Below are 26,832 nucleotides of genomic sequence, written 5' to 3'. Positions count from 1 at the left end.
TACCTGTAAATATGCTACAAATAATCTTATTATTTTGAATTAGTTAGTTCTTTCATGATGTTTACAACCTGCTTATTCCAATCATACTCTTCTGCCCTTTTTCTGTTGGTACAATAAATCCTACAAAGTTCAGTATTATTAAGATTTTTAGCTTTCAACAATTTATCCAATAAATCTCTATCACCTCTATCATAAAAAATGAAAAGATCTCTAAATTTCTCCCATCCTGGAAATTTAGACGAGACAACGCATCGCCCCGTAGCCAAATACTCTAAAACCTTTGATGGAAAATTGTTCTGATTCTGCTCCATATCCATATTTCTTGGATTCAAGAACACATCTATCTCTTTCATGAGACTATAGTATTCATCATCTGGTACAAAGCCTAGATACTTAATACGGTTATCTTTCTCAGCAGTTTTCCTTACTCTCTCTTCTAAATAGCCCTTCCCAGAAATGTAAAATTCAACATCATCTTCATGCCACTTTTCAATTGCATCAAGAAGGATGTCAACGCCTGTTACATCAGAAAGAGTGCCCGCATACATAAACTTAGTCACACCAGATTTGACTGGTGGTTCGAAATCTTTATAACGTTCAAGATCAACTCCGCCTTCCATAACAATCAGTTTTGCGCTACTGCTGAAGAATCTCTTAGCATACTCGGACAAGGCTATTCCATAATCAAATTTTCTATAATCCCTAGATATTAGCTTAGCAATAATGCCACGAACCACTCCACCATTTTCTTTAAATGAGTCTGTATGATCAGCTAGTATAAGTACTGCCCTATTGCCTCTCTTTTTAATCTTACTAATCAACCCAAGCTCAAAATAAGGGACATTGTATAAAATGACCACATCATCTTCATGGAGCAAGTCAAGAAGCTTATTCTGAAATATATGGATAGATTTAACTATTGTCTTATCCTTATATACTAGATCATTGTCGTCTAGACCTAATTGCTCATACATCTGCTTAGCACCTGGAATTGCCACATATGAGCAAAAGATAACTTCATTTCCTTGTGCCTCTAATGTCTTTTTTAAGTTTCTTAAATATTTCCCTGCAGCAGGTGATGCTCCCGGAAGCTTTTCTTCAACCTTGGGATGAAGCATCGTACCACAAATAATAAAACGCATTTTTATCTTTCCTGTGAATGAATCACTTCTTTAAATATTCCTATGTGCTCATCAACCATATTCTCGAAAGTATATGATTTAATTCTATTCAAGCTATTCTGTTCTAGCATTTCTATGCCGTCTATAGTTAATGTATTGATAATAGCTTCAGACAGTTCACCTATATTTTCTGGCTGAATGATATATCCATTATTACCATTCTCCACCAGTTCCAGACCAGCATTACACTTATCAGTAGTTACTATTGGGAGCCCGTAAGACATAGCCTCGTTAATTACAAGTCCCCATATGTCTTCCCTAGTCGGAAATACAAATAAGTCTGCTGCCTTATAATAATCTGCAAGTTGTTCCTTTTTCATAAAAGGAACAAAATGAACATTGGAAGCTTTAAGCTCTTTTACCAAGTTGGCACATTCTTCATTTGGCTCACCGCCAACAATATATACTCCTAAATCCGGGATATCTAATCCAGCAGCTGCTCTTATCAACACATCAAAACCTTTTCTATGAATTGGCTGACCAACTGATAAGATTATTTTGGAATAGTTACAACCAATCTTCTCTTTGTATTCCTGCTTTTCTTCTGTTGTTAGTGGTCTTGGTAGGATATCCTTTTCTCTAATGCTTGTAAACGGATATCTTCTGAGCCTATCCTTCTCTGCACAATAGTGCATTAAGAATTCATCACAGGCCTTTCCTGTAGATAGATATGCTGTTGCTCCAGAAATCAGCTTTTTCTTGTACCATTGCTTAAATCCAGACTCTGTTTTAATCATTCCACCATCAACGTTTAGTATGTACGGAATATGACGAAATTTTAAAGTCAATATTGCAAGCATTTGAGTAAAACTAGAATAACCGCTGACGACTATTATATCATATTTCCCTTTATGCAAGAAATGGACCACTCCAAGTGCTATTGATGCATCGTTGGAGTAGTCTATTCCTTTAAGAAAATGTACTTTGTATTTAGTTTCAGTGTTTATATACCAATCATCTTCCCTGTCTGAAGCGCTTCTTCTTTCATAAACCACTGTTAAGTCACATTTCTGTGATAAGAGGTTGAAGAATTCTACGCGGTAGGGGGAAGGGATGTTGGTTAGGAAGAGGACTTTCATAGGAATCTCTTTTCTATGTTATTATCTCGTATAGTCATTCATATATTTATTAACCCCACATATGTGATACAAAAATCAAATCTTTATTCCATAAGCAGCCAACGTCTCTTTGGCTATATCATACGTAAATTTTGATAATGGTCTTTTATTCCAATCTTGTTCATCTAAATAGTTTCCATATATCATTCTATACAACTCTTTGTCATCAGGAAAAATATCCTCAAGTTGAGTTAATAAGCTATTCATATATCCCATTCCTTGAAATCTAGCTTTTTGGATTACTTCAATAGCCACATCTTTATGATTGCTATACAGCTCTTTCAAATATATACCTTGTTTATCCTTCTTAATACCACTGTCATTATAAACAATATCAATATCTATATCATTTTCACTACTCAACTTCGCGTTTACTATATTAAATGTAAAGTTAAAACTATCACCAGCTTTTTTGCTTAAATCATATGGATAGTAGTTTAGCCTCTTCTTTCCTTTGATTCTGTTGCATGCAGGACAAGTTGGAATTAGATTAAATGCAGAAACTGCAAGCATAGGGTAATTACCCTTACTGTAAAAATGGTCTAAATCAAAAAATGATACATATTTATTTTTTTCATCATCCTTTACAATATCAACATAATTTCTATTACAATATGGACACGTCTTTGTATTGGCAAGTTCATAAATATAATTTCTAGCATCGGTAGGCATTTTATCAAAAAGGGTATTAACAATATAGTTCGATTTCTTGCCCGATATAGTAGAAATCTCTTTAAATCTCTTTCGTACAGCTTGTATTTTCCTTTTATCCCAGTTATCAAACTCGGTTTTAAATTTTCCTATTTCATCCGGCTTCAGAGTTACTATCTTTTTAAATGAACATGCAAAATACTTTTGACATAGTTTTTCTATATTAATTATAAAACGCCTATTCTGGGTTATAGACTCATAATACCTATCAAGTATAATATTTATCTCTTCTTCATCGTAACTCAGACTAATCATCCGCATTCTCCAACATTCTTAGTTCATCTTGCATGATCCTTATCTGACGTCTTAGGTTTTCCTTACGCATCTGTTTCTTTGTTTTTTTACTCATTTTGCTTTCAGTAATCTGCAAAAGCTTTTGTTTGATTAACGGATCTCCAATGTACTCTATTCGCTCATACAGTTCTTTTCTAAATTCAAACAATTGCTCTGTCTTCTCATTATCTATATACTTTACCAGATCATTGATATAGGCTATAGCATACCCTCCAATTGTTTGATTGTTTAAATAATATGCATCATTGAGAATATCATAAATATTTCTTCCGAAAGTTTGAAGCCTCGCTCCAACATACTGATGTATCCCATTTTCATCATTTCTAAGATAGACTGTATTTTCAACCGGGATATTACTTAAACACAAGGGTGAATGTGTGCTAACTATCAGCTGTATACTATAACCGATAAAACATTCCTCAATTGTTTCTATTATATTCCCTAAAATATCACGTTGCCAATCAGGGTGACAAAGATCATCTATTTCATCAATACAGACCAACATATTCTTCTTAGGAATAATACTCTTTACAGATGCTATATTTCCCATTTTAGAAACCCAGTAAAGCCACGAAATTAAATTTTGAAATGCCCTTTCCCCAGATGACAAATATAATTCATCTATTCCTAGATACCTTAAACAAAACGAGCCGTATGTGATATTGTTTTGAAACTGTAGCTTACTATTATATTCCAGGCATTTCTTTATAAAATAATAATAGTCATTTATTTGCGGTCCATTCGTGAGTATACATCCTGTTTTATAAGCATAATCCGTTTTAGGAAGACTATTATAGCGTAGAGAGGCTTTCATTAATATTTTTTCCAATTCCTCAATCTCATCAATTGCATTCCTAAAATACGCTTCGTTTACAACGCTTATTCTATTCTCGATGAAGCATCTTTTAACATCTTCAAAGATACTCTCAATATCTGAATATTCAGAAAGAGCTTTAGTTATGTTGCCCTGAGAAATCAAATACTCCGCGACAAAATTTGATTTTATCACGTAAAGAACTGAGTCTTTGGCTTTATCAATTTCATATAGACTTTTTAATTGTTCGATGCCTTTTTGATAATTATTTCCTTTTTGAATCTTTTGGTCGATGAGAAAATCATCATAAATTCCAAAAAAGTTTGAAGCTTTTATAACATAGCTGTCTTTATCTAAAATGGCATATTGGGACGAGCTAATATGATTGCATGCAAAAGCGCAATAATACAAGTCGCACAGTTGTTGAAATTGTCCTATTCCTTTGCTTTTTCTAAGATTATAACTATAATCATCAAATAATGTCTCTTTTCTACCGTTAAGAACATCTGGATAAACAAAATCAAAGAATGCATCTTTAGTCGCATTTAATGTTTCAGGCGAAAAAGATATGTTAGTCAGCCCATCATGGGACGCTATAGAATCTGAAAAAAAAGAATATGCAGTATTAGTAATACATATAGCTGTGATGCCATGAATTCCACGATTATTAGCTAAGTCGGAGCTTAACAAGCTAGAGTTATCACTATAATAACGTACATTATCGATAATTCCATGATGCGTCAATTCTAATCTCTGCTCATGGATATTAGTTGTAATAATATACTTTCCATCTTCATTAGTTACATAAAGGCATCTATTCCTTTTGTTTTTCTCTCTTATGAACTCAGTATTTGCACTACCGTTCTCTTCTTTTTCAGAAAAACACGTCAATTCACTCAAGCATTTCATGAGCGTTGTTTTTCCTGCGCCATTATCTCCAACGAGCATTGTGACATTAGATATAACTCCTGACCTCTTTTTCCTCATAATGTTAAGTTTCCCGGTTTTCTCAATAGAAAGGAAATATTTATCGCCAATAATACTCATATCACATTTAAGCTCAGGACTCAGATTGAAACTTTGCTGCCTTATACGGCCTTTTTCCTCTACCCAGTAATAAAGTATTTCCATCATTGCTCCTCTAATAAATTAAGACTAAGATGATACGTTTCAATTATTAACTACCCATAATAATCAAGAACAATAATCTCTAAAAAACTTTTTTACATTCAAATCCCTATATCATCTTGCACTTTAAAGCTAAAACTATAGTCATTGTTTAATTTCCTTATATATACGATTTGATCATTGTATGTCCTTAATTCTTCCTTACTGATTATCTTCTGGTGAAAAATAATGTGATTGTTATCCTCTAACGTACAATCATAAACTCGATACTTAAGTATATCGAGCACAATATTTGTACAAAGATAATTATGATATAAGCATATTTTTCCAAAAACAAGAAAAAAGAATCCAAATAAAGCCATTCCTTCCCATCTTGTAAAATCAAATGCTAAAAGTGGCATAATGTATGTTGCCAAAAACTCTGCACTACTTAACTTTTCTTCAGTAGCATTTCTGAGATAGACCATTGTGGAACCAACCAGATGTGGTTTAGTTTCAGCTCTAAATATTCTCATAGAAATAATAAAAAGAATTGGAACACCTATTATGGTAATCCACTCGACAGTTGTGCTCTCTGAACCGCGAAGCAAGCTCATAGCCTCAACAAATAGAATAGAACACCATAAAGGTGTGAACGATAAATAATACATACTCCATTTCAAAATCATGAGTCAACTCCACGGTTTCGCTGCTGCCACTTCTACAGGATTTTCATTGCAAGGATCAATCATAGCTTTATTACAAAGAAATTTAATTAGCTTTTCTGTAGAACTCTTGTCATCTGTATCTATCCTATTCTTTTTCATCTTGATTCCTAACTTTTTTGCAACCCTCTTTCTGTTTTCTAAGTCTTCAAGCCACTTAAAATGCTCATCGTTGTATGCAACAAATCTTCGAGGATTTCTGCCAGTACTTGCAACTTCACGAAACTTATTAACATTTGATAATAGCCCACTTGCTGCAATATCGTTAATATGCTCCTCGGCTACTGCTCTATACGTCCTCTCCATATTAAAAAGTTTTTCACCGCTTAGATTAAATAGGTAAACCTTATTACCAATTATTGCCACATCAATTACATCTCTTACTGAAAGAACAGGCTCCTTTATCTCTTTAAACTTGTTTGTACTTATCCACATGTATTTATTTGTCAGTGTAGTTACCGGTTTCTGCATTGACACCAGCAGCACTTGAACATTATCACCATCTAATTTAACATAACCTTTTAGTATTAACGCATTTGGCTTAAATTTTGATATTTCGATTTCTTTATCAGGATTAGATGTTGCTTCAATGAGTGATTCCAGCTCTCTCTTTATCAACTTACTCGTTCCATCAATTTTATATATAACATTGTTTAAAACATCTCCAGTATACATATCTACAGATGAATACTCATCTATGACATCACCGATACCATACTTTTCTTTGATTGTGCAAATAAGATTAAACAGTCTATCACTTGGACTAATATCCACTTCACGACACACATAGCTCGTTCCTGCCCTCTTTGATAGACTCATTTTTACCAATTGTAACGTCCAAGCCTTACATCCATCCAAGCCTGTAAACACACTTTTTAGATAGTTCTTACTCATCTCGTCCCCTCCTCCTAATGCACTGGTAACTATCTATATCTCTCGCTGACTATATCAAATAACTCTCTTTCCTCATCGTCATTAATGAGAAATTCGCGTACTGCTATGCCACTGCATGACAGTATGATTGGTGTATAATTGTCAGTATTATATATATGGTTTCCATATCAATTGCCTTATAATTTCTATATTACTATGAAGAATTGTTTCGTAAAGTACGCAATGTAATTATATCCCAGTAAGAACATCTAGTATATTATCCGTTCCTGGCTCTATCGCAATTCCATTATCTTGACATATTATCTCTTCACAAGCAGTATCTTTATACACAATCGAAAATATTCCGCAAGCTTGTGCCTCTGCAGTTGTCAGTCCAAATGTCTCTTCATAGCTTGGATTCACAAACACATCTGCTGCCGAATATATCTGTGCCAGTTCTTTTGCACTACTAGTTCTTGGGAGAGCCAAGATGTTTGTGTTGGCCGTAAGTTCTTTTATCTGAGAATCATTAAGTCCCACCAGAACAATCTTGTACTGGTCAGGGTCTAGAATCTTGGATAGCTCTATGAAATCATTAAGGCCCTTGCGCTCGTTCCAAGTGCTGGCTACACCAAGGAACATCTTCTTATCCTGGATGCCATGGTCCCGTTTGAAGGTGCTTGGAGTAGGTTTGAAGATGTCGGTGTTGATGGTGTTGTATTTAACTTCTACTGGGTATTCGGAGAGGAAGCTTTGGTTCACTTTCTCTTTTAACCAGCCCGAAGGGGTAATTATGGTGAGGTTGGGAACTCCGGTGAAGGCTGCCTTCTTACGGTTATAGTTATCAGTGGTATTGTCCTTTATTGATTTAGGATACTGATCAAGCTGAGGGCAGTTGTTGCAGCCAGATTTCCACTTATCACATCCTACATACGTGAAGTGGGAGCAATGGCCTGTGAATGCCCAGCAGTCGTGGAGGGTCCACTTTACCTGCATGTTGGGGCGGGATTTGATCCAGTTGAAAAGGAGTTCGTAGTTGATGTAGTAGTCGTGGATATTGTGAAGCCAGAGGATGTCTGGATTGTATTCATTTGCCCAATTGAGGAATTTCCTTGTGGCTGACTTAGATGCAAGGCCATGCTTATCTGTTAAGCGGGTTTTGAGCACATGATAGTAGACGTCCATATCGTTTCCGATACGCACGCCGTATTTCTGTATGTCTGCCTTCTTGTCTTCTGAGACTTTGAAGGTTCTGCCGTATGCAACTTTAGCCTGATAGCCGTTATGCTCGTATTCTTTGGCTAGGTTGAGGACTATGTTACCGGTGGAACCGAAGCCGAGGACGGAGTTGATTAGTAGTATTCGTTTTGACATAGGTGTGAATGTATCCTTATGGTAGTATAGTTGAATTCTGGTTATAGGAAATAAGCGATTCAGCTGGTGCTGAATCGCTTATATTATAACATAGTATGTGGATAGGTAGCATTGGGGAAATATGCGCTGATATAGGAGAAATATAAACAAATATAGCCCATTTGGAGGTTGATGTTGCATGTGGACTATTATGGGCCAAATATGAGGAAACGGCGTCGGTAAATGGAGTTTTGTAGTTAAGTCCGAGGTATCCATGGGGCAATACAAAAGTGCTGTGGATTGCCATCATCAGCTGCTCATAGATCTAGGGTCTGAGGTTTTAAACCAGCCATCCTGCCGTAGACAGGACTTGCCCTTGATAACACTAGTCCAGGGGGCTACGATAGGATGACTGATGACGTGAAAAATCAACTGCTCGTGAGTCTATCGTCATCGGTGATGAAGGATAGGCGCCATGGGATAGGGGTGTCAAGGGTGGCGGAATGTATAAATAATTCACCTCTACGTATCAAGTATTCATCAAAGTATGTCTTACATTCTACTAATAATATCTATTCTTAGCCCATATTGTCTTTTTAACACACGTAATTCTTCCAACTCTTTATCATGATATCTTACAAGAATCTTCGTTAAATCCTTGTAATATGCGTCTATCATTTTTGAATACTCAATCACCAAATCAATTAATCTTACTCTGTTTCCAATTTTCATAATATATTTTAGTGACAATGATTTCCAAGAATTAAATTTTCGCAGCTGGTCACTATCAAACCAAATATCATTAGATATTATCCCCTCAGAAAATGACATCTCTTTAGAGACTGAAGGATACCCTTTATGTGTAACATAATTTCTTAAATCCTGCATAAATGATGCCAGTTCATTCGCATCAAATACTTCATTTGTCAATTCCTCTATTTCATTTAATATGTCTGTTCCCTCGTAGTACTCATTTTTCATAGCATACCAGTGATCTCTTACAGCAAATGCTGACATGAGATAATTAGAAAACAGTCTCTGCATTTCTAAACAGTGGTGCCTGTCACCGTGAAAATTCTGTGAACGATTTTAGTGTATCACAAATTCCCCAATGTAGCATTAGTCCAAACAAGCTTTTATTTTTTATCCCAACATAACAAAAAAGCAGCTAAGCATTTCATCCAAGATGATCAATGCCTGCTGCCTCTATCTTTACCATTATTCTATTAGCCCATCTAGATTAGCGCCATAATTATGCGCCGTGCGGAATCTTCAGAAGTTCTTGAAAACATCGCTATGTGAGCCTGTCCTGACTGCTGTCAAAATTAAAGCGTCATCATTCTTGCCGTAAATCAGTATCCAGTCCGGCTGAATGTGGCATTCTCTAAATCCTTCGTAATCTCCATGAAGTGGATGATCCAAATATTTTTTATCTAGTTCATGGCCTCTTAATAGCTCCTCAATGACGCTTTCGAGTTGACTAATGTTTAAATTTCGCTTCTTTGCTATTTTATAGTCCTTCTTAAACTTTGTAGTAATCTTTAATTCATACTTATAATTCATTCTGAGTCCAGTTCATCAAACAGTTCCTTCGCTGATCCGTATGACTTAGTTTTTACCTTTCCTGACATGATTTCCTTTGCTTCTTTAAATGCCTCGATGGTTTCCCTATTATAATTTGGCATTCTTACGTCAAATGGTATTCCTCCCTCTATCAAGGATTTTTCAAAAAATATATTTACTGCTTCTGCCAAAGTCATTCCAAGGCCCTCATAGAGCTTCTCAAGACTTGCTTTCTTTTGCTTATTCATTCTCATATTAAAATTTGTATCCTTCTTAACTGTAGTTGCTGACATATCGCCACCTCCTACCAAGATTGTATCACAATGCAATTCGTTTGCAACACATCGTGCTACATTTTATAGGATTTTAAGTAATTCTCACCACCTTCCTACCATATTTTTCGCAGTTTTCCACAGTTGTCTGTGTTCCACTGTTCCTTCCTGCCTCAATAACGAAAACCTCATCAGAAAGTGCTGCAATTATCCTATTCCGGAGAGGAAACATGTAGCTTCTCGCCTTGGTCCCAGGAGGATATTCTGACAATATGCATCCTCTTTTAATGAGTTCTTCATACAAACTCTGATGTTCAGGTGGATAGCAGATATCAGGGCCATTCCCAAGTACTGCAATGGTGTACCCATTTGTTTTTAGTGCGGCAGTGTGTGCGTAGGAATCAATCCCTTTAGCCATTCCGCTTACTACTAATCCGTTCTTATTTACTGCTTTAACTGTGGCTTCAATAGCTGTTCGTTTTCCTTCCTGAGTACATCTCCTTGCTCCTATAACCCCAGCAGAATAGGACGTATCATTTATTTTCAGTTTCCCTTTGACGTAAAGGGCTATAGGCATATCCCCAAGTCCTAAGAATCTCTTAGGATATTCATTATCTTCCCTTGTAATAACTGCTATTCCTTTATCAATTGAATCCTTTATTATCGCTTCCGCTTCAAGCCGAATCTGTTTATTCTCTCTCCCTTGAGAAAACAGATGTATCCGATGTTCACCAACTTTTCCAAGCGTATCTCTTTCATGGATTTCTTCTTTACTAAGCGTAAAGCACGTTTCAATATTCCCACAGATATCTAAAAGTGCATTTTGGCTAACACATCCAACACCCTTTATCAAAGTCAGAATTATATATTTAAGTTTCTTTTCATAGTCCATAAAATCTTTCATGTTATTGCATACATCTGGTTGCTTGACACATCAAGATCCCTGCATGACAGCACTTTTATTACATCCTCCCTTCTTATATTTTCCGCCCCATCAAGATCAGCAGCAGTCCTCGCCAGTCTTAATAACTTATGTATGACTCTTGCACTATACCCATATTTCTCGCTGGCCTTCTTTAAGATTTCTGTGCATTCTTCATCAAGTTTGCAGTACTTTTGTATCATTGATGTTGTCATCTGTGCATTGCAGCTAATGCCTTCTGCATCCTTAAATCTTTCTTGCTGTATCTTTCTTGCCTGTTCAACTCTTTCACGAAGTACAGCTGATGATACACCATCTTTTTTGTTGTTTAATTCGAAATAGTCCACCTGTGCCACGCTCTTCTGTATATCTATCCTTTCAAGGATGGGGCCTGATATCTTCCCTCTGTAGTGAATTATCTCATAATCAGTACACTTACACCTCTTTGATGGATAATATCCGCAGGGGCAGGGATTCATTGCAGCCACAAACATAAAATTAGCTGGATAAGAATTTGTCCCATTTACTCTGGAAATAGTAACTCTCTTATCCTCCATAGGCTGTCTTAAAGCATCTAACGTGCTTTTGGAAAACTCGGCAAGCTCATCTAAGAAAAGTCCCCCATTGTGTGCTAAAGAAACTTCTCCTGGCTGTGCATAGCTTCCTCCACCAATCAGAGCATTCAGTGAAACATTGTGATGTGGTGATCTGAAAGGTCTGCACGTAACAAGTCCAGTCCCAGCCTCCAAATGACCAGATATACTTTGAATCTTCGTCACTTCCAATGACTCTTTTTCAGACATCCTTGGAAGAATAGTCGGTATCCTCTGTGCAATCATTGTCTTTCCACAGCCAGGTTCGCCGAGCATAAGAATATTATGTCCGCCAGCTGCCCCTAAAACTATCGCTTCTATCAGTTCTTCCTGTCCCTTTACATCAGCAAAATCAAAATCATTTTCCTGGTTCGCAATGCTTAACGTCTCACCTTTATCAGTAATATCCCCATCATTTTCATTCTGCTTTGATAAATCCATTCTGCCCTCCAAAAAACTTATAGTATCTGGAAGGGATTTCACTGGACAAATCCTTATTCCTGGTACAGATGATGCTTCCTGCCTGTTGTCATATGGAACTACTACCGCTTTTACTCCACATTTTCTCGCCTCTGTTACCATGGATAACACCCCATTGCATGGTCTTATCCTTCCATCTAAGGACAATTCCCCTATGAAAGCATATTCTCCTAAATTTTTAGGAGATATCTGATCCGTTTGATAAAGCAACGCTATTATCATTCCAAGATCAAAATGAGAGCCTCGCTTTTTCTTATCACTAGGTGCAAGGCTTATAATTGCCTTATCCTTTGGAATATCATATCCACAGGATTCTATTGCCGCCTGTATTCTTTCTCCTGCCTCTTTAATTGCCTGATCAGGAAGTCCTATTATTGACATCATCTGCTGTTGTCCTCTTATTGTACTGGCCTCGATTTCAACCATAAATCCGTCAACACCCGATGTTGCCATACTCTTTACTACTATTGCCATTGTGCTATCTGCAGCTTACCACGGAAGCCACATCTCGTCCTCCTTTATATCCTTCTGTATGAGCATTTCCTGCTCCTCGTGCGAAATTTTGCCTTCCACAAACATCCTGTACTGTTCCCTGCTGTTATTATGAAAACAACTAAGTACCCGCGATGTTTCTGTCATCCCATCGATCATGCTCTTGGCCTGCTTCTTCTCTTTACCAGCCTCTAAGCCATTTCTTCCAACAAAAGAACTATAGCTACTGTACTCAAAAGCCAAAGGCTCCCGCACCATGGCTGCCTTAACAGGATTCAGATGTATGTACCTGCTAGCTTCAAGAAAATATTTCTCATTTTCTATAAGACAGGCCACATACCTACTCTCAAAAAGATGCCCGGTGAAATTGTACCTATGATTAAAGTCCATGCTGTATGGATGAAGCATTCTCTGCATAATCTTCCACAGTTCCTTATCCTCTGTCTCTATTATCATGTGGAAATGATTCGTCATAAGACACATGGAATGTATTTTGTAGTTATAGATTGTTTTCGTCTTTTCGATGCACTCCAAGAATCTGATATAGTCTGAATCATCCTTGAATAAAGCAGTTCTTCTGTTACCTCTGCTCATTACATGATAAGTCGCTCCAGGGTACCACTCTCTTTTCTTTCTACTCATATTCCTAACTAATCTCGCTTAAAATTATCCTAATATACGGATTACTAATGTAAAAAATGGATTACTCAAGCAATCCACTGCTAATCATGGCTTCAACATACCCCATTATCCTAGCCTGCTGAGCTTTATCCATCGCATTAAATGCCGTAACAAGCTTGCCACTCTCAGTTTCCGCATCTATCGCATACCATTCCTTTGGATTGCCTCTTTTCCCTTCTGGCTCAATCCCCGACAGAAGCCATTCGGGTGTAACATCAAGGACTTTGCAAATCACCATTATCTTATCTGCTGTAGGATTGGTTCTTTTCTTCTTCCAATCACTTATGGTACTCTCTGCAATTCCGGTAAGCTCAGAAAACCGCTTCTGGGTTATATCAAGCTCTTCTATCTTGTCAAAAATTCTATCCCTAATCGTCATTTTCTTTTCTCCAACGCATTTCCAACATATCCTAGAATACGTATTTTATTCTTACAAAAGACCTTTGTCAATTGGTGTCTAATAATAATCCACTCATAGTCCACACCTAAACTATTCTTTTTTTCTAGCCACGAACATTCGAACAGTGCTGCCTGTCACCGTGAAACTAAATAATTACTCATAATGTTTACTCACTTCAAAATAATTCTCCACGGGTCTTTTCTGTTCTTCTATTAACTTCCCCTCTTATTCTTAATTACCTTTACCCAATCATTCCTCCAACACTTTCCATGCATAAGAACACGACGCCATTACACCCACACAATTCCTCTCAGCCTCATCAATCAGCTTATAAACCAGGCGCTTTGCTATTCCCTTTCCCTGATAATCTGCTGATACTCCTGTGTGATATATATTCCAGCCGCTTTCAGAAAGCTGATACGTACACTCTCCAATCTCTTTGCCATTATCAAGCGCAACGCTTCGACAATTTTGGTTATCAAAATTTACATCAATGTCATGTCTATATTGGCATGTGAGAGCTCCGGATGGGCACTGGCTTATTGCCTGCCATATTTCTTTAGTCTCAGCGTTATTAAGATTGATCCAAGGCTTTTGACCAGGGCAAAAAGTCTTGGGACTTCCGTTTACACAGCGTTTTGCATGGATGCACTTGTCAGAATTCCAAAATACCACAATATCTTCATTCTCATACATTCTGTGCATATGCTGCCTCCAATCACTACTGAACTGATTATGTTAGTTCTTTTAACTAAGATGTAAAACTAAATATCCAAGCGAGCAGGATATATGACACTAATCTTCGCTTTTGTCTATATTCATTTTCCTGTTCCTTACTCTTCCTCTTTAAAATCAAAGTCATGGAATAGCCATCTTCTGCAAACCAGTAATAATGCAATCCCAGCTATGCTGACAAGCGCCTCAAGAGGCTTTTCGTGTCCAACTACAAGTGACCTGGCGATAGCAAAGATCAGAACTTCAACTACAGTATTCATGGAATGCTTGATCAGCATACGAATAAACTCTATTACAATAACAGCATTAAATGCTGTTACCAGAATATCCTCTGAATACATGCCAAAGTCCAGGCTCGTAAAATCAAAGACATGTATAAATAGCTGTACGCAGCTATATACGACTCCTACAAGTAGTATCGCGGCAACTATTTTTTCCAAAAAGCTTGGCATTCTTAGAATCAATTTATGCATTCTCTCCAATGTAATCTTCCTCATAGCTCTTATTCTCCCATTTCATCAAATCATAAACTGTGATAATAATTACCATATGTTTGCTACTTTCTTTTTCAAGGAATTATCTAGGTACTAGTGCACACAACCGCTTATATTATAGCATTTATAGATATTGCAGTGGAGTTTATGTTTTGTTTATAATCTATTCCCGTTTGCTTAATTGATTACTCATTCCTATGAAGTTAGAATTGAGAGCGTAGCGTCAAAAGTTTTCTTTTTCGTTCTAAGAACATGGAGGTGTTATTGATGCGTAAAAGTATTAAACTTGAAACTATCGTAGTTATTGCCGCTGTATTATTATTAATGCTCACATTTCTTATGCCAAGCAATGTAAAAGTTGCTTATGCTTCCGGAAATTCCACTGATTCAGAAGAACAAGTAAAGATTCCTGATCCTCCTCACCCATCAGATGTAGCAGGTCAGCAAATGCAGGAGGCTTTAGTTGAGGAAGGAACTAAGGTTGAAAATAGATCTGTTGCCGGCGTTCAGTCTGCAGCTTCTGGTTTATATCTTGCTAATGATGTAAATGGTGTAGCTATTCAGCCTGCACAGGGAGCATCTTTACAGGATACATACGTAACAACAGTTGACACTGATGCCAACAAGAGTTCTCAGGCAATGGCATGCGTAAATGCCGCTGCTGAGGCAAATGGCCTTGTTGTTGGTCCTAGTATCGACATTTATGTTAAAGAAAAAGCTGATGGCAAGCTTCAGGATGGCTCTTTTGAAGACATGGGCACTGTATCCATCGGTCTTCCTAGTAATTTCACAGGTGCTTCTTCATATAGCGTAGTAGTTGTTGTGCCTGGTGGCAAAACTGAAGTTATTCCAGCTACACTTGCAGCTGATGGAAAGTCAATTTCTGTTGATCTTTCTGCACTTAGCGACGAAGCAAAGGCTTCCAAGCAGCTCCTTATTTCTGTTTGCAAAGCTAAATAATAATTATTAAAATTGAATATAGAAGACTAAAGAGCTGGGAGAATTGGTCTCCTGGCTCTTTTTTATGAGGACGATATGATTATTAAGATAGTTATTATGACTATAGCTCTTTTGACAATTATATTTGTTTATCTCAAGTCTAAGGCCGCTAATGACAGGTTGCCTATTCTTAGTTATGCCTACGTTGCGGCTCTATTCTCGATTTATCCCCTTATCTTTTCTCCAATTCAGGGTTATTACGCAATGGGACACTTCAAGTTCCAGATTTGGAGCGCCTTAACTCTTAGTTTTCTGCTATATACCATAGGTTTCATATTTTGGGGCAAAAGAGATACTTCTGCGACTCTTTTTAGGCTAGATGCGATTGACAAGATAGCGCTTTGTTACCTTGCTTTGGTCGTTATTTCTTTTGCCATATCTTCTGATAAAATTGCTGCATTAACAGGAGCTGATGGCTGGTACACAGGGTTATTGTTCCAATTTGGAATAATTATGGCTTATTGGGGCGTTTCGCGCTTTATTAAGCCTGATGTCAGGCTAATTCGGATAGTCATGATTTCGGCAATGATCGTATTCTTATTAGGAATACTGCACCGCTTCCAAATTGACCCAATCGGGATATATAAAAGCCTTTCAGAAGATGCGTATATCCGATTTCTGTCCACAATAGGGCAGGCTACCTGGTATTCCGCCTATCTATGCGTTGTTTTTCCACTTGGTTTACATATTTTCATGTTTGAAAAAGATAACATCATATCAGGATTGTTCCTTGGGCTTTCAGCGGCAACTCTTGTCACTCAGAACAGTGATTCTGCCTATGGTGCTTTCTTTGTTGTGCTGCTGATATATTTAGTTGTCGTTTTATATAATGAGAAGGATGGAATCCTGATTTCAAAGTACGGTTATTCGCTTATACTGATGAGCACGGCGATATTGGTGACTGGAATCTGTGAAAAAATCTGTGGTAACAGGCTTGTAAATATAGATCCGCTTTCACTTAGAATCGCTCAAGGTTTTATCCCTTTAATAGGGATTGTAATTGGCGCAGTGCTTGCTATTCTTGGAAAGAAAGCCTACCTTCATGGTAAAACTCTATTATTCGTTGCTATAGGGGTTTTAACTGTTGCTCTATGCATAGTGACAGGCATGTTTATCGTAAGGGAAAGTGCCTTTGACGTTTATTTTACCCCTGGAAAAGACTGGGGTAATGGCCGAGGCCTAATATGGGAAAGAACTCTTGAAATGTTCAGTGATTTTCCTTTGATCAACAAGCTATTTGGAATTGGCCCTGGCCAGTTCAGTAGCCACATTAGCTTATACACTCAGTTATCTCTTGCCAACGCCCATAATGAGTGGATGACTGTCCTTGTTGAAGAAGGAATCCTTGGGTGCATCGCATATTTTTCTATCTTTATAGTGGCTGCTATTGTTGCAATAAAAAAAATCCACAGCAGTAAGAATCAATATCCTCGCTGCTATGGATATGTGGTTTTAGCAACAATTACTGCTTACATTGTACACGGTATGTTCAATTATCAGCAGTGCATTTCAACCCCGATGTTGTTTGTCATCATGGCGCTGGCCTTTTAATCTTCATACTACAACGGTAACAATCTTATATTACTGAAAGCAAATATTATCGCCCTCTCAAATCAAAGCATTCTCCCTCGAAACATCTCTTTACTATATCCTCTATCTGGATTCTCAGCTCACAAGATTGTCCAGGTAGCTCTTTTCTCTCATATACAATTGGTGCCTCCCCAATAGAACCCTTTAATGCGCCAACTATCCATTCTTCATCGGTTCGCTTCAACAATGATTCTTTTATCATGTATTGGATGATAGTAAAAGTGTTCATTGTCTCTGCTCTGCCAATACTTGCCAAACATGAAGTATATATACTCTTATTATACCTAACCTGCGCAGCCAGATCATTACTGCAAAAATAGTACTTTGTCTTACCTGGAAGGCCTAACAGAATAATCACGCATAATGAGATTAGTTCTTCCGCCAAACTATCTTGATTACTTTTCCTACTCTTTACGCCATCTATAAAATTGGCGACAAAATCCTTGCTTTTAGGAATAATATAGCCTTCTGCAAAAATGTCATCTACATTCTTATCTTTCATGATAAGTTGCGATAACTTGGTCAAATTAGCGACATTCTCATTAAGCACCTTTACAAGGAATGAATTCCTCTCATGATCACTATATTTCACATATTCAGACAACATCTGAAAAATATTACTCTCATTTAACAGAACAACCGTTAAGCCTGCTTTTTTCATACATTCAAAGAAGTGATAATTGTTCTTTTGCAAGTAATTACCTTCTGAGTCCTTCATTTCATACAAAAGCAGGTCAGTCACGATAAACACCGCCTCCATCTTTGTAAAGAATGGCATTATTTTTTCTATGCTTTTTTCATTAGCCATTCTTGAAATGAAGCATGTATCTAAAAACACAGCATTTCGACTTCTAAGAATTGCTTGTATAACTTCTTTATCATCCTGCACAAGTAAACCTGTAACAGAACCCCTTATTTCGGAAATAGCTTCTTCTATCTGCATATCAAAGCTCCTTTACCCTCTGATATGCTTTAGACATGCCTTCTATTCTGTATTCCAAATCCTCGTCCGTTATAAGTCCCTTTTCTTTAGCTTCTCTTCCTTTTTCCTCAGCTTCACTTAATAGAACCCCAAAGTCATCTTCTTTTGTAGCTTTCATTATTGAAGATGCTCCAACTAATGCTGCCAATTCATCAAAAATTTTCTGTAAAGACTCCTCATCATTGTTCTTAAGTAAATAGTTCACTAATTTACTGTTATCAACACCAAATATTCCCACTTCAAATAGCCTTATTACAATTGACATATATGTTGTCTTGTAATAAGCCATAAGTCCAAGGATAAGAGCTATAATTTTCTCGTATTCAGTATTGGATTTAGCAGCTTTATCGAATGTATTTTTTAGCATAGTAGCTGAGAGGACAAAATCTTCTCTAGGCATCAAGACATTTCCTGCAAAAGCATTAGCCAACATTTCAGTTTCATCTTCTTCATATTTATCAAGATACACTTCATCACCATCTGTAGAGTCATGAAAATCTATTAGAAGATGATAAATCTCATGGGCCACTGCAAAGTTGTTATTTGCCAAACTCTTATTTGTATTGATAACAAGATATTTTTTCCTATTAAGCCTCAACTGATAAGCGCAGATCTCACTACTAGCCAATGGGATATGCACTAATTGATACTGTTTCTGCATAAACAAAGTCTTTGCTACAGTCTGGATATCCAGAATAACAAAGGCTTCATCTCTTCCAAGCATTTCATAAAAGCTTGTAGTGGCTATCTTAATATCACGTGTACGCTCATCGTTAAATTTTATGATCTTATAGAACTTTTCTTTTTCCATACTAATTCTCCTAATGAAAAAACCCACTTCAATAAGTGGGTTTTTTCAAAGCTCAACATCTACCAATGCATCATAGTATCTAAACATCTCTAACAATCGCTCGGCAATTATCTTGTCTTCTTTCTCCAAATGTCCTGCACAAAATGCAAACTGTTCACTTGAACTAATTTCTTCTAGAATTGCTGCCTTATCTCCAAGAAAAAAAGCAATATCCTTGCCTAACATCGATGCCAATTCTTCTGCATCAGCCATCTTTATTTCTACTTCACCATTAAGGATACGGCTTACTTTACTCTTATCCCATCCTGTAATCAGTGAAATATATGAGTTTTTAATTTTTTTACCACTTAAATATGCATTTAAGTTTTCTATAAACTTATTCATTGTATTATTCTTTGTATTGTTCTTTGTATTGTTCTTTGTATTGTTCTTTGTATTGTTCTTTGTATTGTTCTTTGTATTGTTCTTTGTATTGTCGCTTTTAGTTTGTAATTATTTGTGTATTCTTGTTGTTTATTGTTATGTTTATTTATATGACTTGTTTTTGTTATATTTTGACTTGCGTTTTAACCTTTTCTTGTTTTTAACAATTTTATTGTCTGTAACTACATGTTATCATCAATGATAAATAATTTCAAGACACTTTTTCTCATTTCTAGCAACTTAAAAATTATTAAAGTAAATTCCACTCTCTTTTTTTTCTTCAACAAGTTCTGTGATGTAATAAACAGGATGAATGACACTAATCTTCGCTTTTATCAACTGGTTTAATCATAAGATTGTCCGCTATAGCCGATTTCTTTGAAAACTTCAACGTACTATAGCCAACGATGCTAAAAACAACTGCCCCTACAAGATTTACCATCAGATCCTTCATTGTATCGATAATGCCGATATCAAGATATCCACCATTTACAGCATATGTTTTTCCATCAGCTGTGTTTATTACAGTATCAGTGATGTCCCTGATTACAAAAGGCATCCCACTATTGTTGGGATCAAGTGTCACTGAACCAATTTCCTGTACTATAAAATCCTTTTGCATATCAAGGGCAAAAAACTGATCCATAGTAAACTCAAAGAATTCCCATATTACTCCTACTGTCATGGAAAAGCAGAAAGCTACCAAGGTCAGATAAAACGGTGATAGATTAAAATGTTTACTCCCGCGATTTAACAGATAAACGAGTGAAAAGCCTATTGCCGCACACAAAAATCCATTGATAGTGTGGAGCATGGTATCCCAACCGGGAATAATCACATAATAATGATCTACCTCTCCGAGAATTTCCGCAGCATAGATGAATCCAAAAATGATAGCTTGAAAAAGCGGTGGAAACTCTATCTTCATCTGCTTTTGCAAAAATGCCGGCAGTAAAAACAGCAATAAAGATAAAACACATATTGCTGCGCTTTCATAATTTCTGGTAAAAATGCACCTTATAAGTGTAAGGATTACCAGTCCTCGCAAAACGAGGTAAAAAATAAAGGTTCTCTTATTCTGTTTGTAGCTGTTTACAAGGGAATTTTTATAATCAAGTATCTTCATTTTTCCTGTTCCTCACTCTTCCATACACATTCCACAAACTCAGAACATCCCTGATCTTGCACTTCCACTCAGTGTATTCATATCTGGTTCCACCTGAGCCGCTGCTGCCGATGATGCGGGGATATTTGGGAAAGTTACTGGTTTTGATATGGTTTTCCAGTATGGCATCTGTGTAGGCATGCTCAAGATAGTAGCCACTTTCATCGTCTACTTTCTGGTAATAATCCATGAAATAGTCCTTGAAGACATCTATAGGCATGGCATAGATGCGGGTATCAAAGATATCGGTTCTGTGGATGTTGGGAACGTTGAAGTATACTCTATTTCTTTTAACGTGCCTTACTATGGCTGCGATGTTGTCTACCTTAAGGCGGCCTGTGACCTTTATCATGTAGTCTTCCCCTGCAATGAACTTACTGTTCTCAAGGGCGTACTTTACAATTTCACCTTCGCCGTAGCCTTTGCCATGCTGCGCTGCCTTTTCACTATCTCCTGTGAAGGACAGAACTTCCAGTTCCATATTGTTATCTAAGGCTTTCCGCTTAACATCTTCAAAGGCTTCTATTCCAAAGCCGCTGTTATCGCAGAATACAAGCTTGGCATCAGGTCTTTTATCTATCATATGCTCCAGTGCGCTGATATACTGATCAAGCCTCTCCTTAGGGTCTCTTAGGAAAAGCTGCTTAACGCTGGATTTAGGTGCAATTGCGGCTGTGATTATAATTACCATATTTTTGCTACTTTCTTTTTTAAGGAATTAACTAGTAAAAAGCGGCCATGTACTAGTGCACACAACCGCTTATATTATAGCATTTATAGATATTGCAGTGGTAAAAGATTAAACCTCAAACCTCAATAATTCTCCGCCTTAATCTGGAAATACGCCTGCGGGTGATTACATACAGGGCAAACCTCTGGCGCTTCTTTACCAACAACGATATGACCGCAGTTACTGCACTGCCATACGCAGTCGCCGTCGCGTGAGAAGACGAGCTTATCTTCTACATTTTTTAGGAGCTTTCTATAGCGTTCTTCGTGTTCTTTTTCGATTGCAGCCACGCCTTCGAATAGCTCTGCAATTTCATCAAAGCCTTCTTCTCTTGCTTTCTTGGCAAAAGAAGGATACATTTCTTTCCACTCGTAGGCTTCGCCGTCTGCTGCCTCTTTAAGGCAGTCTACTGTGGTGCCTATGCCTGTAAGGATCTTATACCAGATTTCAGCATGCTCTTTTTCATTGGCTGCTGTTTCTGCGAAGATATTTGATATCTGAACATAGCCTTCTTTCTTGGCTTTGGAGGCAAAGAAGGTGTATTTGTTTCTTGCTTCTGATTCGCCTGCGAAGGCTGCTAAGAGATTCTTTTCAGTTTCTGTACCTTTTAGATCTGCTGCTCTGTTTCTCCATTTGTTTTCTGCCATGTGGGAGTCCTCCTACTCTTATAGAATTCTTGTGATTAGGTGAAATAAGGGATTCAGCTGACGCTGAATCCCTTATATTATAACATTTTATGGTGTTTGATGGCATTGGAATGTGATGGCTGATAAAGGGGAAATAAACACCATCTTAGTTTTTTTGCTACGGTCATTCCTCATACTCATCCCCCATAGTTGTACCAAACACCAATTTTACTACTGTCATTATTCTATTCCTCAAAACAACCCTTCACATCATCTGGCAGATACTTTACAAGTTCCTCCACCAGTTCGTAAACTTTTGTCCCTGGAGCAATCATTGTTGGCGTCATTCCCTGATGTTCGTTGATGATTCGCTTAGCATATCTAATTGCAAGCCTTGGATTGCCATATTTTAACAATATATCGAATATATTCTCCATGTTCTTGGCATATTTCCCAACCTTCAATTCCGAAAACTTAGCGTTCAGAAACTCAATATATTCAGATCTGTGATTATTTGATGTATAGTAAGAAAAATGCAATAAAAACCAAAACTCTATACATTCGTTACTCCAAGCCGCATGATACTGAACATATTTATTTTGAGCATTTAGTACCTCTGCTCTCTCAAGAACTCCATTAAATCTTTCTGCTGGAAAACTATCTTTATCGTAGACACACCATATTTGTCCTTTGGTTATTCCATTTCTTCTAACATAATCTTCAGCCTGCCCTATGACACGCATAGTTTCAGCGCCACATGGTTCAATCTCAATCAGTACCATGTCCTTATATATAGGATTAGATTCAATATACTTTTTAAAGCCGTTAAAATACTGTGGTTCTGTCTGTTGTCCTTCGCAGAAGATATAAAATCGATATTCTTTCCGTTCCAGATACTCTGTCCGCCTCTTCTTTTTCCAGGCCTCCATCCCTGCTTTCTTAGGCATTAAATCACGCTCCAATCTATGATTTTCTTTAGATATGGATCAGCGCCGTATTTACCCTCAAGATACTGTTTATCAAATTTGGCGTCCTTACGAACGGATGTCCCATTTGGATTCTTAAACTCAACTAGTGAATATAGCTTTGAATTTTGCTCATTCCCCTTTGCAACAAACCATATTTCATCTCTTCTAAATATTTCGCTATTCATAGTAGATAAATCATGTGAAGTGAAAATAAGCTGGGCTCCGTGTTTGTTTATTTCGAGATTGTTGTATAGCATTATGATATGCTTTAGTAATAAAGGATGAATTTTAGCATCCAATTCATCTATAACCAGTGTAATTCCCTTCGTTAAGCTATCTGCTATAAATGGCAACAGTCCAAATATCTTTTTCGTACCACTGGATTCTTCCGCAAGATTTATTTCATAAACATTTCCGGCCACATTGTGCCTTGTAAATACTTGAATATCCCCATTTTCACGTTTCTCGACCTTAAAGTCTTCTATATCCAGATCCATTTCGCGTATCATGTTTAGTATCAGTTCTTTAATATCTGTAGAATTAGCTATTGCAAGTCTAAGTTCTTGCATCGGACTTCCATAATTTAAGAAACGAATTCCATTCTCAAACCAGCTAATGCAATCATCAATTACTTCGTTCTTCCTATAGGTAATTCCAAGATATGACAGAAGTGGCAGTGTATCTGATATATCCTGGCTTACTTTTAGCCTGGCAAAACCATCTCCCATGTCTATCTTTCCATCTTCTCTTTCAAAAATCTCAGTAGTTCGATTTGTTTCTACTTTACGCATCGAAAGGCTCTCGTAAATAATTCTCTCCCCAAGTACATAAATGATATATCGATACTCCGCTTTCTCAGTCAAAAAAAACACTTCGAACTCGGTAGGACTATTCTTGCTATTCTCATCAAACGCAAATGGCACTAATTCATAATTTCTAACACGAAGTCTGTTCTGTGCATCAGCCTCCGTAGCATACAATGGACGAAGAACTTTTAATTCCAATGAATGCAGAGCCTGTAATACATTAGATTTTCCACCGCCATTTGGCCCATAGAGAGAAGCGACAGGTAATAAGCTCTCATTATTACTTGCCTTTATCACACGATCAGCATGCTCTGTTATAGCTGTCGCTTGCATATCAAAAGTCACTTCTTCCTTTATACTTTTGAAATTTTTAACAGAAAATTGACTTAACATATCAAAACCTCCAATCTAAGAATAGTATATTCCAATTTTATGGTTTTGTAAACGATATGTGAGATTATATCTCATATATTATATTGTAGTCCGCATTTACCGTTTATTTCCGTTTATTAATCGCGCAAAGTGAAATTTTAAATCCCACTTATTTATACGTAATATAATAGTGATTCAATATAGTCAACACATGTATGTTATACTGTTAACAAAACCATTCACCCTATCTAAGAGGACTTCTGTATGGATAAGAAAGAAACACTGCTCCACAAGATCATAATCAAGATGCCCAACTTCCTGGAGAAGGTCGTGGCGGCGATTCTGCTTATTGGTGTTATTTATGGTGGATTTAGGCTGGTAATAGATGCATTTGCTTTCGTTGGTGCGGAAACTGATGCGCTAGAGTATATAGAAACGTTGCTGGCTTCGGCTTTCAGCGTTATCATTGTTATTGAGTTTGTGAGGATGCTGGTTAGACATTCCATGAACACTATTATTGAAGTTCTGATTTTTGCAATTGCCAGAGGGCTCGTTGCCGGGCATGAGGAGTCATTGTATGTGCTCATTAGAGTACTGGCAATTGCAGTTCTTTTATTCTGTAGGAAATATCTATTCAAAGAATTCGACTTTGAAGAAGAAGAGTAAATTTACTACCGCATAATGGGGCTCCTTTAGCTATCTGACTCTTCATCAAGATCAGATATTTTCAGACTCCAGGTCTTATGTTTATCGCTATATCCAATGATAGTGACCCTATGTTCTTCACCAACGTGAACATAATCTCTCATTTCTAATGAAGAATAAGATTCATCTAGCTGTTTAAATTCTGAGGATTTTATGCTGCCCTCATATTGCTTTCCTGCATATGTAAAATTCGCCAATGCGATGTGTCTCTTTACGCACGTAACCTTAGCTTTTACAACATCACCTTTCTGAGGTGCTTTGTTTTTGTTTATTTCATAGTTCACTCTGCTGCCCAATGCAAGAGCGCTATACAAGGCATGATGGACGCAAATTCTCCAGTCATCAGAAAGTATCAGTCTGTCATCACCTCTATAGCTCCAACGATATATCTTTGTTTCTGGTAAATAATTACCAATAAATCCCAGTCTATAAAGATCATTCAGCACAGGAACCATCTTAGTGCCAAGTACAGTGCCGGAAAAGAGAGTCTTTATCCTGGTTTTTAGTTCCGCAAAAGAAAAGCTAGTCTTGAAACCAGTAAAACAGCTAATGATCATATCAATATCTTCTGTTGTATACAGAGCTAAGAGCTCTTCTCGAATTTCAGTAAGACTCTCTTCTGAATATACTTTAGTAAAAGAATCTATTACATTCGTGGTAAATGCACTATTATTATTAAACATGCAATTTTTCGCGCATATCAAGAAGCGGATCATATCTCTGGGCTTATACCAGCTATTATTGAGGATATAATTAGCAGGCTCGATATCATGCACCTTTTCAGGAAACCATCTTCTATAAATATCCAGATAGTTCTCGTTGCTGTCCCTCTCACAGACCTCAATTCTCTTTAATAGTATCTGCATAATTGGATGCGCATGAGAATTACTGTTAGCGTAGTTCCAAGTAAGCGGAACTTCGAATCCAGAAATAGCTTTTCCGATTTCTTTTGGAATTATAAAATGGTTGATGGCATTTAAAATTTCATCTCTTATTGAGCAAATAAACTTAGTATTATTAAAACCAAGCTTTCTGAAAAATGAATTATATCTTTTTACAGTAAAGGCCAGGTCACGGATCATGCACAGATCTCTTTTAAATACCTGTTCATCGCCATAGTATGCTTCAAGTTCATCCACGAAAACATAGTATGGGATATCAGTTCTTTTAACATAAGAAAGAGCCTTCTCTGCTTCGTCAACCAAATTTACAAAGCTTGAATAGTCATCGCTCTTTGAGTTTTCCAGATCAACCTCTAGCTCTGGCTTAAACTCCGTACCTGAGCCTGAATCCTTAAATGTCGTAGCCAGCTTAATACTATTTGCAATCTTAAACCTTCTATTGTTCTGTGGCTCAACTATTTGGCATACTATCTTTTCAAATCTTCTCCAATATTCGTTGTCTACAAAGAGATGTCTGCTAAAAGTATTGTTATCATTTACTATCTGTTTTAAAAATACCCATCGCCAAATATATTCAAATTCCGTTGAGTTAATAAGGGCTTCCTGACCTACACTGACAGATGAGAGAGCTCTTTTTACAATGGATGAAAATTCACCCTTTTTGTTCTCAGCAAAATTATCCTTGAAAAAAATAAATGAAGTGCAGGTACTATCATCCTTCTTTTTAAATAATTCTTCCAGATAGAATAATAGTGCAGTCTTACCAGTCCCCTTGAAACCAGTGATAAAGCAACAATCACCGTCTGTAAGTGAATCCAGATTGAAATGTTCAGCCACAACAAATGTCTTGTAGAACTTATCAAATCCATCAAAATTGATTTCATCCTTTGCGTCTGGCTTACCTGCGTACAAATCTTTAATCTTGATTTCGCTCATGATGTCCCC

The 26,832-nt window shown here is 37.0% G+C and carries 28 protein-coding genes; 3 read left to right on the top strand and 25 right to left on the bottom strand.

Features of this window, described 5'->3' with window-relative positions; genetic code table 11:
* Nucleotides 1-29: 29 nt before the first annotated feature.
* From T541_RS0117055 to T541_RS20165, 16 genes are all read right to left on the bottom strand, one after another.
* On the bottom strand, nt 30-1,142 hold the full coding sequence (locus T541_RS0117055; RefSeq protein WP_026653775.1) for a glycosyltransferase family 4 protein: 1,113 nt from the start codon (nt 1,140-1,142) through the stop codon (nt 30-32).
* 2 nt (nt 1,143-1,144) lie between these two features.
* Entirely contained in the window at nt 1,145-2,260 is a 1,116-nt protein-coding gene (locus tag T541_RS0117050; protein WP_026653774.1) for a glycosyltransferase family 4 protein, read from the bottom strand.
* Nucleotides 2,261-2,335: 75 nt separating this feature from the next.
* Nucleotides 2,336-3,265 (bottom strand): hypothetical protein, encoded by a 930-nt coding sequence (locus T541_RS0117045; protein ID WP_026653773.1) that lies wholly within the window; start codon nt 3,263-3,265, stop codon nt 2,336-2,338.
* On the bottom strand, nt 3,258-5,252 hold the full coding sequence (locus tag T541_RS0117040; protein WP_155839572.1) for an AAA family ATPase: 1,995 nt from the start codon (nt 5,250-5,252) through the stop codon (nt 3,258-3,260). Before T541_RS0117040 ends, T541_RS0117045 begins: the two co-directional genes overlap by 8 nt.
* A gap of 95 nt (nt 5,253-5,347) precedes the next feature.
* A complete protein-coding gene (locus T541_RS20185; protein WP_051538328.1) occupies nt 5,348-5,914 on the bottom strand; it encodes a hypothetical protein in 567 nt (188 codons plus the stop codon).
* Nucleotides 5,915-5,917: 3 nt separating this feature from the next.
* On the bottom strand, nt 5,918-6,844 hold the full coding sequence (locus tag T541_RS0117030) for a Kiwa anti-phage protein KwaB-like domain-containing protein (protein WP_026653771.1): 927 nt from the start codon (nt 6,842-6,844) through the stop codon (nt 5,918-5,920).
* 228 nt (nt 6,845-7,072) lie between these two features.
* Complete coding sequence (locus T541_RS20180; protein ID WP_330375738.1) at nt 7,073-8,026, bottom strand: glycosyltransferase; 954 nt, start codon at nt 8,024-8,026, stop codon at nt 7,073-7,075.
* Between the two features lie 702 nt (nt 8,027-8,728).
* Complete coding sequence (locus T541_RS0117020; protein WP_026653770.1) at nt 8,729-9,157, bottom strand: hypothetical protein; 429 nt, start codon at nt 9,155-9,157, stop codon at nt 8,729-8,731.
* Nucleotides 9,158-9,448: 291 nt separating this feature from the next.
* Nucleotides 9,449-9,739 (bottom strand): type II toxin-antitoxin system YafQ family toxin, encoded by a 291-nt coding sequence (locus T541_RS0117015; RefSeq protein ID WP_026653768.1) that lies wholly within the window; start codon nt 9,737-9,739, stop codon nt 9,449-9,451.
* Nucleotides 9,736-10,032, bottom strand: coding sequence for a type II toxin-antitoxin system RelB/DinJ family antitoxin (locus T541_RS0117010; RefSeq protein WP_034467791.1), 297 nt, complete (start codon nt 10,030-10,032; stop codon nt 9,736-9,738). Before T541_RS0117010 ends, T541_RS0117015 begins: the two co-directional genes overlap by 4 nt.
* Nucleotides 10,033-10,105: 73 nt before the next feature.
* Nucleotides 10,106-10,903 (bottom strand): DNA-processing protein DprA, encoded by a 798-nt coding sequence (locus tag T541_RS20175; protein ID WP_051538326.1) that lies wholly within the window; start codon nt 10,901-10,903, stop codon nt 10,106-10,108.
* A gap of 8 nt (nt 10,904-10,911) precedes the next feature.
* A complete protein-coding gene (locus T541_RS0117000) occupies nt 10,912-12,480 on the bottom strand; it encodes a YifB family Mg chelatase-like AAA ATPase (RefSeq protein WP_026653766.1) in 1,569 nt (522 codons plus the stop codon).
* Between the two features lie 15 nt (nt 12,481-12,495).
* Nucleotides 12,496-13,140 carry a transposase gene (locus T541_RS0116995; RefSeq protein ID WP_026653765.1) on the bottom strand — a complete coding sequence of 215 codons (645 nt, stop codon included), beginning with the start codon at nt 13,138-13,140 and terminating at the stop codon, nt 12,496-12,498.
* A 61-nt stretch (nt 13,141-13,201) separates the two neighbouring features.
* Nucleotides 13,202-13,558 carry a helix-turn-helix domain-containing protein gene (locus T541_RS0116990; protein ID WP_026653764.1) on the bottom strand — a complete coding sequence of 119 codons (357 nt, stop codon included), beginning with the start codon at nt 13,556-13,558 and terminating at the stop codon, nt 13,202-13,204.
* A gap of 270 nt (nt 13,559-13,828) precedes the next feature.
* Nucleotides 13,829-14,284 (bottom strand): GNAT family N-acetyltransferase, encoded by a 456-nt coding sequence (locus T541_RS21240; RefSeq protein ID WP_081780010.1) that lies wholly within the window; start codon nt 14,282-14,284, stop codon nt 13,829-13,831.
* Between the two features lie 128 nt (nt 14,285-14,412).
* Nucleotides 14,413-14,811 carry a hypothetical protein gene (locus tag T541_RS20165; protein ID WP_155839571.1) on the bottom strand — a complete coding sequence of 133 codons (399 nt, stop codon included), beginning with the start codon at nt 14,809-14,811 and terminating at the stop codon, nt 14,413-14,415.
* Nucleotides 14,812-15,075: 264 nt separating this feature from the next.
* Here T541_RS20165 and T541_RS0116965 point away from each other — a divergent pair, with 264 nt between their 5' ends.
* Nucleotides 15,076-15,768, top strand: a complete 693-nt coding sequence (locus T541_RS0116965) for a hypothetical protein (protein WP_026653763.1) — start codon at nt 15,076-15,078, stop codon at nt 15,766-15,768.
* Between the two features lie 75 nt (nt 15,769-15,843).
* Entirely contained in the window at nt 15,844-17,358 is a 1,515-nt protein-coding gene (locus T541_RS0116960) for an O-antigen ligase family protein (RefSeq protein ID WP_026653762.1), read from the top strand.
* A 46-nt stretch (nt 17,359-17,404) separates the two neighbouring features.
* Here the strand turns inward: T541_RS0116960 and T541_RS0116955 are convergent, their stop codons facing one another.
* The 8 genes from T541_RS0116955 to T541_RS0116920 all read right to left on the bottom strand — a co-directional run bounded on the left by T541_RS0116955 (nt 17,405) and on the right by T541_RS0116920 (nt 24,301).
* The gene (locus tag T541_RS0116955; protein ID WP_026653760.1) at nt 17,405-18,340 is read right to left on the bottom strand and encodes a hypothetical protein; all 936 of its coding nucleotides are present in this window, start codon (nt 18,338-18,340) and stop codon (nt 17,405-17,407) included.
* 1 nt (nt 18,341) lies between these two features.
* Nucleotides 18,342-19,190: an ImmA/IrrE family metallo-endopeptidase gene (locus T541_RS0116950; protein WP_026653759.1), complete on the bottom strand. Its 849-nt coding sequence runs from the start codon at nt 19,188-19,190 to the stop codon at nt 18,342-18,344.
* Between the two features lie 45 nt (nt 19,191-19,235).
* Nucleotides 19,236-19,574 (bottom strand): XRE family transcriptional regulator, encoded by a 339-nt coding sequence (locus T541_RS0116945; protein ID WP_026653758.1) that lies wholly within the window; start codon nt 19,572-19,574, stop codon nt 19,236-19,238.
* 358 nt (nt 19,575-19,932) lie between these two features.
* Nucleotides 19,933-20,739, bottom strand: a complete 807-nt coding sequence (locus T541_RS20160) for a hypothetical protein (RefSeq protein WP_051538324.1) — start codon at nt 20,737-20,739, stop codon at nt 19,933-19,935.
* Nucleotides 20,726-21,469, bottom strand: a complete 744-nt coding sequence (locus T541_RS0116935) for a hypothetical protein (protein WP_026653757.1) — start codon at nt 21,467-21,469, stop codon at nt 20,726-20,728. The genes T541_RS20160 and T541_RS0116935 overlap by 14 nt, the downstream gene beginning before the upstream one ends.
* 122 nt (nt 21,470-21,591) lie before the next feature.
* Nucleotides 21,592-22,155, bottom strand: coding sequence for a rubrerythrin (gene rbr, locus T541_RS0116930; protein ID WP_026653756.1), 564 nt, complete (start codon nt 22,153-22,155; stop codon nt 21,592-21,594).
* Nucleotides 22,156-22,379: 224 nt separating this feature from the next.
* Nucleotides 22,380-23,081 carry an RloB family protein gene (locus T541_RS0116925; protein ID WP_026653755.1) on the bottom strand — a complete coding sequence of 234 codons (702 nt, stop codon included), beginning with the start codon at nt 23,079-23,081 and terminating at the stop codon, nt 22,380-22,382.
* On the bottom strand, nt 23,081-24,301 hold the full coding sequence (locus tag T541_RS0116920; protein WP_026653753.1) for an AAA family ATPase: 1,221 nt from the start codon (nt 24,299-24,301) through the stop codon (nt 23,081-23,083). The genes T541_RS0116925 and T541_RS0116920 overlap by 1 nt, the downstream gene beginning before the upstream one ends.
* Before the next feature lie 243 nt (nt 24,302-24,544).
* On the opposite strand from T541_RS0116920, the gene T541_RS0116915 reads away from it, so the two are divergent.
* Nucleotides 24,545-24,946: a hypothetical protein gene (locus tag T541_RS0116915; protein ID WP_026653752.1), complete on the top strand. Its 402-nt coding sequence runs from the start codon at nt 24,545-24,547 to the stop codon at nt 24,944-24,946.
* A gap of 26 nt (nt 24,947-24,972) precedes the next feature.
* Here the strand turns inward: T541_RS0116915 and T541_RS0116910 are convergent, their stop codons facing one another.
* Nucleotides 24,973-26,823, bottom strand: a complete 1,851-nt coding sequence (locus T541_RS0116910) for a P-loop ATPase, Sll1717 family (protein ID WP_026653751.1) — start codon at nt 26,821-26,823, stop codon at nt 24,973-24,975.
* Between the last annotated feature and the right edge of the window lie 9 nt (nt 26,824-26,832).

It is taken from the genome of Butyrivibrio proteoclasticus P6B7 (assembly GCF_000622085.1).
GTDB lineage: Bacteria > Bacillota > Clostridia > Lachnospirales > Lachnospiraceae > Butyrivibrio > Butyrivibrio proteoclasticus_A.
This window is presented reverse-complemented; position numbering and strand designations above follow the sequence as displayed.